This window comes from Paenibacillus radicibacter, from assembly GCF_024721995.1.
In the GTDB taxonomy this organism is placed as follows: Bacteria; Bacillota; Bacilli; order Paenibacillales; family NBRC-103111; genus Paenibacillus_AM; species Paenibacillus_AM radicibacter.
The window spans coordinates 124,980-132,618 of record NZ_JANQBC010000015.1; the positions used below are offsets into that span (position 1 = coordinate 124,980).

At 42.4% G+C, this 7,639-nt stretch carries 7 protein-coding genes; 6 read left to right on the plus strand and 1 reads right to left on the minus strand.

Annotated elements, in window-relative coordinates; translation table 11 throughout:
• The first annotated feature begins 17 nt into the window (after positions 1-17).
• From leuB to NV379_RS23750, 3 genes are all read left to right on the plus strand, one after another.
• The gene (gene leuB, locus NV379_RS23740) at positions 18-1,097 is read left to right on the plus strand and encodes a 3-isopropylmalate dehydrogenase (RefSeq protein WP_258209820.1); all 1,080 of its coding nucleotides are present in this window, start codon (positions 18-20) and stop codon (positions 1,095-1,097) included.
• A gap of 298 nt (positions 1,098-1,395) precedes the next feature.
• Entirely contained in the window at positions 1,396-3,168 is a 1,773-nt protein-coding gene (locus NV379_RS23745) for an ABC transporter ATP-binding protein (protein WP_258209821.1), read from the plus strand.
• A complete protein-coding gene (locus NV379_RS23750) occupies positions 3,161-4,894 on the plus strand; it encodes an ABC transporter ATP-binding protein (RefSeq protein ID WP_258209822.1) in 1,734 nt (577 codons plus the stop codon). The genes NV379_RS23745 and NV379_RS23750 overlap by 8 nt, the downstream gene beginning before the upstream one ends.
• A gap of 116 nt (positions 4,895-5,010) precedes the next feature.
• Here the strand turns inward: NV379_RS23750 and NV379_RS23755 are convergent, their stop codons facing one another.
• On the minus strand, positions 5,011-5,367 hold the full coding sequence (locus NV379_RS23755) for a nucleotide excision repair endonuclease (protein WP_258209823.1): 357 nt from the start codon (positions 5,365-5,367) through the stop codon (positions 5,011-5,013).
• Between the two features lie 161 nt (positions 5,368-5,528).
• Here NV379_RS23755 and NV379_RS23760 point away from each other — a divergent pair, with 161 nt between their 5' ends.
• From NV379_RS23760 to NV379_RS23770, 3 genes are all read left to right on the plus strand, one after another.
• Entirely contained in the window at positions 5,529-6,182 is a 654-nt protein-coding gene (locus tag NV379_RS23760; protein WP_258209824.1) for a Vat family streptogramin A O-acetyltransferase, read from the plus strand.
• A 131-nt stretch (positions 6,183-6,313) separates the two neighbouring features.
• The gene (gene gcvH, locus NV379_RS23765) at positions 6,314-6,697 is read left to right on the plus strand and encodes a glycine cleavage system protein GcvH (protein ID WP_258209825.1); all 384 of its coding nucleotides are present in this window, start codon (positions 6,314-6,316) and stop codon (positions 6,695-6,697) included.
• A gap of 133 nt (positions 6,698-6,830) precedes the next feature.
• Positions 6,831-7,292, plus strand: coding sequence for a CBS domain-containing protein (locus NV379_RS23770; RefSeq protein ID WP_258209826.1), 462 nt, complete (start codon positions 6,831-6,833; stop codon positions 7,290-7,292).
• Positions 7,293-7,639: the final 347 nt, after the last annotated feature.

Consider the following 7,639-nt stretch of genomic DNA (forward strand, 5'->3'; position numbering starts at 1 on the left):
ATGGGAGCGTGTTACATATGGCAGATGTTAAGAAGATTGCAGTTATTTCGGGGGACGGAATTGGTCCTGAAGTTGTTGCAGAAGCAGAGAAAGTGCTAAAGCGCACAGAGGAATTGTTCGGATATAAATTTGAAACAGAGCACGGTCTATTCGGTGGTATTGCCATCGATGAATGTGGGACTCCACTTCCGCAAGATACACTTGAGATGTGTAAGGGTGCAGATGCGGTATTGCTTGGTGCTGTAGGTGGTCCGAAGTGGGACAACAATCCGAAGGAGCTTCGTCCAGAGACAGGATTACTCGGTATTCGTAAAGCGCTTGGATTATTCTCCAACATTCGCCCAGCAGTCGTATTCGATTGTTTGAAGGATGCATCGACACTGAAGCCAGAAGTGCTTGATGGGACTGACTTGATCGTCGTTCGTGAATTGACTGGTGGCATTTACTTCGGCGAGAAGTTCCGTCGTGAAGGCGAGCATGGCCAAGAAGCAGTAGATACTTGTGTATATAATGTCAAAGAAATTGAGCGCATTGCGCGTCAAGCGTTCGAAGTCGCAAGAACAAGACGTAAGAAGCTTGCTTCTGTAGATAAAGCGAACGTACTTGAAACATCCCGTCTATGGAGAGAAGTTGTCGTTCGTATCTCTGCTGACTATCCAGATATCGAGCTCGAGCACGTACTCGTTGACAACTGCGCAATGCAATTGCTTCGTCGTCCATCTTCCTTCGATGTCATCGTAACGGAGAACATGTTCGGTGACATTTTAAGTGATGAAGCTGCGATGTTAACTGGTTCAATCGGCATGTTATCATCCGCATCACTTGGAGAAGGTGCATTCGGTCTATATGAGCCGGTACACGGCTCCGCTCCTGACATTGCAGGACAAGGCATCTCCAATCCAATTGCGACGATCCTATCCGTTGCACTCATGTTCCGCTTAACATTCGGTTACCATGATGCAGCAGATGCAATCGAACGTGCAGTGAAAGAAGTGCTTGATGCAGGTCACCGTACAGGTGATATTGCAGTTGATAAGAGTAAAGCAATCGGCACGACTGCGATGGGTGATCTGATCGTAGCTGCGATTCGTAAATAAGAGTAGATAAACTGTCCTCCAGTCTATGACTGAGGGCAGTTTTTTTATGAACCAAAGCGAGTTGAAAAGTTAAACGAAAGAGAAAAAATGCACTGGAGGAACGAAGTGATCGCCTTTGAAATCGTGAAAATACATTTACATCAATTCAAAATTCACGATTGAGACAGCGACCGGAAGTGCTTTTTTCTCTGGAGTGGATTAACTTTTGAACTCGCCCCCCGATTGACACAGTCATATACATCCAGTAGAATAGTTTACCTGTCTCAAAAAACGGAAGTAGGAAAGGTAGGTGCATACGATGCAAAGCGAGTCAAAAGAAAAGATCAAATTGTGGCCGGTTTATGTATGGTCGCTCCAGTTTGCTAAGCCTTATATCGGCATACTGTTATTACTGATTCTAACGAATGTCATTTATTCATCATCTGAGCTTGTGATTCCGAAGTTTATTCAGCACTTTATCGATGTTATTTTACCGAGTAAGAACACTGAATTATTTTACTACTTAATTGCAGGACTTGCAGGTTTAATTGTTCTTGGAATTGCAGCAAGCATGGTACGAAATTTGTTGCAGAGACATTTGCAAGAAAAAGCAGCTCGAGATGTGCAGTATTCGATTTTTCAACATTTAAGGAAGTTAGGTTTTGCCTATTATGAGCAAAACTCCGTTGGACAATCACTATCCTTGTTAAACACAGAAGTTGGGTCCTTGCAGGCCTTATATCGTGATCATGTGCCGTGGCTCATTAATAACAGTATCTTCTCGATTATATCTCTTGCGATGATGGTCTCAACGAGTTGGCGCTTATCCCTCATTGTGGTACCTTGCTTTCTCCTATACTACATATTCGGTCCAATGTTAGAACGGCGAGCTTCGATTACAGGTAGAACGTTATCTGGCAATCGGATATTAGAAAATAAACAAGTGTATGAGAGTGTATCCGCAATAACTGAACTACGTGTGTTTGCAGCAGAGAAGTGGGATTTAAATCGCTATATGACGAGGGTTACGAACCAAAATGCTAGCTTGATTAAGACTTTCTGGTATGCGTATATGCGTGGTACGAATAGACGGATTACGTATTATGTTGGTGGCATTGCAATTTTTATCTATGGATACTATTTAGTGCAGGGCAATGAGATAACGGTAGGGCAATTAGTTTCATTTATATTGCTTTATTTTATTGCGATGCATCGATTAACCATTGTAGTTACGGGCATAACGGAGCAAAAAGTATTGATGCATCAAATTGATCGCTTGTTTCAATTTGCTCAGCTCAAACCCCAAGTTAGTGAAGTGAAGCATCCGCAGCAGTTAACAGAAGTTCGTGGTGAGGTCCGATTTGAGCAAGTAACGTTTGCTTATCATCCAAGTAAGCCTATCCTTAGTAACTTTGATCTTCATATTACACCAGGGCAGCGCGTTGCACTCGTTGGTACGAGCGGGAATGGTAAATCAACGGTACTTAAATTGCTTGGACGATTCTATGATCCACAAGCAGGACGCATATATATTGATGGCATTCCAATCGAGGAGCTTTCATTCTCTTCATTAAGACATACACTTGGTTATGTGTTTCAAGAATCGTATATGTTTGGTTCAACGGTTAGAGAGAATATCAAGTTCGGTAATCCAAAGGCATCAGAGGAAGAGGTAGAAGCAGCAGCGAAGGCAGCTTATGCCCATGACTTCATTATGAATTTGCCTGACGGGTATGACACGATTGTGGGTGAGCGAGGTGTGAAGCTCTCAGGGGGTCAGAAGCAGCGGATCGCGATAGCCAGGATGTTAATCCATAATCCGTCCATTATTGTACTAGATGAAGCAACTTCGGCGTTAGATAATGGAAGTGAAATTGCGGTGCAGAAAGCTTTCCAGCATGCTTTTCAAGGTAAAACGGTTATTGCAGTTGCCCATCGTCTATCAACAATTGAAGACTTTGACCAGATTGTTGTGATTGAAGGTGGACAAGTTGTAGAAGCGGGAACATATGATGAATTGCTTGCTGCAAGAGGCGCTTTCTATCAGATTAAAGTCGGTCAGAACGAAGAACAGGAGGCAGGCGATGAATAACTTAAAGTGGTTGTGGAGTCATATGCGCAAAGCTAAGGGGATGTTAGTGCTGGCGATTATGCTGATGGCGCTTGAATCAACATCGAACCTTACTTCGGTTTGGCTGCAGCAGACGATGATAGATAAAGTGTTTATTGGTAAAGAAATGGATCGCTTCTGGCCGGTTCTTTTCCAGATCGCAGCCGCATACTTAATCTATTCACTGCTGTTCACGTTCGGCCCGCATGTGGTCCATCTGACGTACGCTAAAATTCGTAGCTCGATGTGCAGTGAACTGATGCAGCGCATGTACCGTCTACCGATTCAGAAGTTGCAAAGTGAGCGGACAGCGAATTATGTGTACCATTTTACAAATGACATTACAGTTAGCGCGCAGTTCGGGGGTATCTACTTCCCACGTGTGATGCAGTACGTGTGCAACTTAATTGTAATTACCGTTGTGATGTATCAGGCGAATGTCATGATGTTAGGTGTGATGCTCGGATTTACGTTTCTCTATATTGGTCTTGGCAAAATGTTCGCTGGATCACGCAAGCAAGCAGCAAGTGAAGTGAATCGTCATAAATCCGATCTCATTGTTCATCTGGAGGAGGGCGTCTCCTCGACACGTGAGGTGATCGCATTTCATCGACAAGACTGGGAGAAAGAGACGTATACGAAGAAGTTCCAGAAGTATTTTCAAAGTGTAATGAAGGAAGGCAAGCTCATCAATAAACAGCAATTGTTTAGTGATCCGCTAAAATGGGGGGCTGTACTTTTCGTTCTTCTATTCGGTGGCAAGTTAGTTTTAGCAGGGGATCTGTCCATTGGAATGTTCGTGGTGACGTACCAATTTACGACGAGGATGATTGAATCGTTTAATGAGATTTATCAGGCTATCATGAGCTTGTCGAGTAAAATGTCTTCGATTGAGCGTCTGCGTGGTGTGTTAGAGGGTGAAAACATTGCAGAAGGACAGGAAGAGCTAGACGAGCCGATTACGAATATCCAATTTGATGACGTTACCTTCCAATATGGGGAGCAAAGCGTATTAAATGAGCTGAATGTGACGCTTCTTGCTGGGCAAAAGACCGCATTCGTTGGTACAAGTGGCGGTGGGAAGTCAACAGTAGCAAGTTTACTCGTTCGTTTCTTTGAGACAAATAGCGGAGAGATTCGGATTAATGGAATACCTTTAAGTTCGATTAAGAGAAGTGACTGGATGGATCGAATCACACTTGTATTCCAAGATCCGTACTTGTTCCCAGATACGATTAGAACGAACCTCCTGCTTGGGAATGAGGCAATAACCGAAGAGCGAATGGTTGAGGTTTGCAAAGCCATGCTCATACATGACTTCTTTGTGAGTTTACCAGAAGGTTATGATACCGTTATCGGTGAGCGCGGGGTAACATTGTCAGGTGGACAACGGCAGCGACTCGCTTTAGCAAGAGCAGTGCTGCGCAATACCGAAGTTCTCATTCTTGATGAAGCTACTTCTTCTCTCGACATGGAAACTGAGCGCCAAGTGCAGGCGAATCTCGATCGATTGCGTGAGGGCAGAATGACGATTATTATCGCTCACCGCCTATCGACGATTCAGAACGCTGACCATATTGTCGTATTAGATCGTGGGACTGTTGCAGAAGAAGGTAAACATGAAACCCTGCTTGTGAAGCGAGCTGTTTATTACGATCTTGTTATGAGACAACAGGATCAACAGGGGGAACTGCAGGTCGTTAACTAGAAATTATCATAGAATAAACCTTTGTTATGGTTGTAGGTGAAGAAGTTAGGGAACGTGCATTAAGAAAAGCGCCAACCTTACCCCGTTATGGATGTGTGGGAAGGTTGGCGCTTTTCTTACTTAAAGAAAACTTTTTCGACATTATATTTGGCTTTCAATTCATTAATAATGTAAGTCTCGTAAATTTCGCGGTGGACTGCATCTTCAACATGACACACCTCAATCTTCGCTACTTCCTCACGATGTGCTTTGATTGGGGATACTGTATCTTCAAAATGTTTCTTGATTCGCTGTCTAAGCTTTCTTGCTTTACCTACGAACAGAAGCTCATCCTCATCGTTATAGAACATGAAGATGCCCCCAACTTCTCTGGAAATCAAGTGAAAATCTTGAAACCCGTAAATATGGCTAAGTTGCGGGTTCTCTTCTTTCATAATCGTTACATCCGGTGTAGGGATCGTTATGTTAATCATTCAGTCACTTCCTCATTCAATATAACAGTAAATGTTATCATAAATTGTTGTGCGTAGCTATTATTCATTGAGATTCATACGTTGGATTTACTTTGTATTCAATTAGCATATCATTTACAATTGGATGAATTAAAATCTTGATTCTGAGGAGGGGTGTAAGTATGTCGATAGCTCCAGATAAGAATAAGCTTTATCCCAATGAAAATATTAGAACCGTTTGTTACATTAACAATCTTCCAAGTCGGCCGAATGTAGAGATTGGTGATTATACTTATTACAGCGACAATACAAGGTCACCCGAGAACTTCTATGATCATATTCTGCATCATTATGAATTTCTAGGGGATAAGCTAATTATCGGCAAGTTCTGCGCCATAGCGGAAGGTGTTACTTTTATAATGAATGGTGCTAATCATCGGATGGATGGAATTACAACTTATCCTTTTAATATTTTTGGTGGAGGATGGGAGAAGGTTACGCCAACGCTAGACCAACTACCATTTAAAGGCGATACTTGGATCGGTAATGATGTATGGCTAGGACAGAATGTCACGATTATGCCAGGGGTGAGAATTGGTGATGGTGCAATTGTTGCGGCGAACTCAACTGTTGTCAAGCATGTTGAACCGTATTCGATCGTAGGCGGAAATCCTGCAACTACATTTAAGAAACGATTCAGTGATGAGTTGATTCAATTATTGTTAGAGATGCAGTGGTGGAACTGGGATGAGAAGAAGATTTTCGAGCATTTGGAGCAACTAGTTGCGGTTAATGATGTAGCGACATTAAAGCAGATGATGAATAGCGTAAGCTAAAAGATTGCATCACATCCGAAAAAGCCCTTCATTCGTTAATAAAACGATGAGGGGCTTTTCTTGGATTTTGGGCAGAAATTTGATATGGTTGTAGGTGAATAAGTTAGGGAACGCGCATAGGAGGAATGACAATGGAAGCTCCAGACCACTTGAAATACACCCCGAATCATGAATGGGTACGCACAATTGGCAATCGTGCAGTAATCGGGATTACGGATTTCGCACAAGAAGAACTTGGGATGATCGTATTCGCTGAGCTGCCGCACGTTGGCGATGAATTGAAAATAGGCGCACCGCTAGGTTCGACAGAATCTATTAAGACGGTGACAGAAGTGCTTGCACCGCTGTCAGGTAAGGTTGTGGCAGTTAATACTCTTCTAGGCAAAATGCCATCGCGCATTAACCAAAGTCCTTATGATCAAGGCTGGTTGGTTGAGATAGAGGTAGCAGATCCAGCTGAGCTTGAGACATTATGGGATGCAACTAAATACGCGGATGTATATGGACACGAATAGATGGTACTAAAGTAAAGCGTAAACCTATAGGTTTACGCTTTTTCTTTATATTAGTAGGCATTTATGGTAAAATAGCATTACTTCTAAAAAATTTATAACTAAATTATTTGTAAGGGATTAGGGAGGAATAATCATGGTTCTTGCAAAAGAAATTATGGTAAACGATGTGATTGCAATCTCGAATAAAGCCCTCATGCAAGAAGTGATGGAGACTCTCGTAAACAATCGTATTGGCGGAGTTCCAATTGTAGATGATGAGTGTAAAGTAGTTGGATTCATTAGTGATGGTGACATAATGAAGAACATTGGCAGTCATGACCAGATGGTTATTGATCCAATGGGGTTTACTAGCCTATGGATGGATCATAAGGCGTTAGAGGACAAGCTGCAAGAGCTTGCTAGTGAGCCTGTTATGAACATTGCAACGCATCGAGTTGTGAGTGTAGACGTGGATACTATCGTCGAGAAAGTCGCTGAAATTCTAGGCAAACGCCAAATTAAGAAAGTTCCTGTCTTGGAAAATGGCAAGCTCGTCGGTATCATTAGTCGTGGTGACTTGCTACGTAAGGCGATTGAACATAATAAATCTTGGTGATAGTTGATAAATAAAGTAGAGGCCATGTGGGTAACCCGCATGGCTTTTTTTAATTAGAAGGCTTGGTACAAGGTTTCGTTATATAGACAGCAAGGAATATGAGAATACCTCATCAATAAGAAAAATATGTTGATCAAATCGTGTTTGTTTACTGTGACCGACACGAATGCCAAACTTCGGCTCTGCTTATTTTTGTTAAGCTAACGGGCAGGATTGTTCAAGATCAATCGGGATGAGCCCTACTATAAGTAGGGCGGATTATCTTATTGGACTAACCAGTGTGGAGGTTAGGTGATAAGACCGATGATTGTTGTAGAATTGGCTAAATCCAACCTTGAATATGGAAA

Bases quoted from the DNA above. Each gene is read 5' to 3' on its own strand.
- leuB (WP_258209820.1), top strand. From the start codon at position 18: ATGGCAGATGTTAAGAAGATTGCAGTTATTTCGGGGGACGGAATTGGT.
- NV379_RS23745 (WP_258209821.1), top strand. From the start codon at position 1,396: ATGCAAAGCGAGTCAAAAGAAAAGATCAAATTGTGGCCGGTTTATGTA.
- NV379_RS23750 (WP_258209822.1), top strand. From the start codon at position 3,161: ATGAATAACTTAAAGTGGTTGTGGAGTCATATGCGCAAAGCTAAGGGG.
- NV379_RS23755 (WP_258209823.1), bottom strand. From the start codon at position 5,367: ATGATTAACATAACGATCCCTACACCGGATGTAACGATTATGAAAGAA.
- NV379_RS23760 (WP_258209824.1), top strand. From the start codon at position 5,529: ATGTCGATAGCTCCAGATAAGAATAAGCTTTATCCCAATGAAAATATT.
- gcvH (WP_258209825.1), top strand. From the start codon at position 6,314: ATGGAAGCTCCAGACCACTTGAAATACACCCCGAATCATGAATGGGTA.
- NV379_RS23770 (WP_258209826.1), top strand. From the start codon at position 6,831: ATGGTTCTTGCAAAAGAAATTATGGTAAACGATGTGATTGCAATCTCG.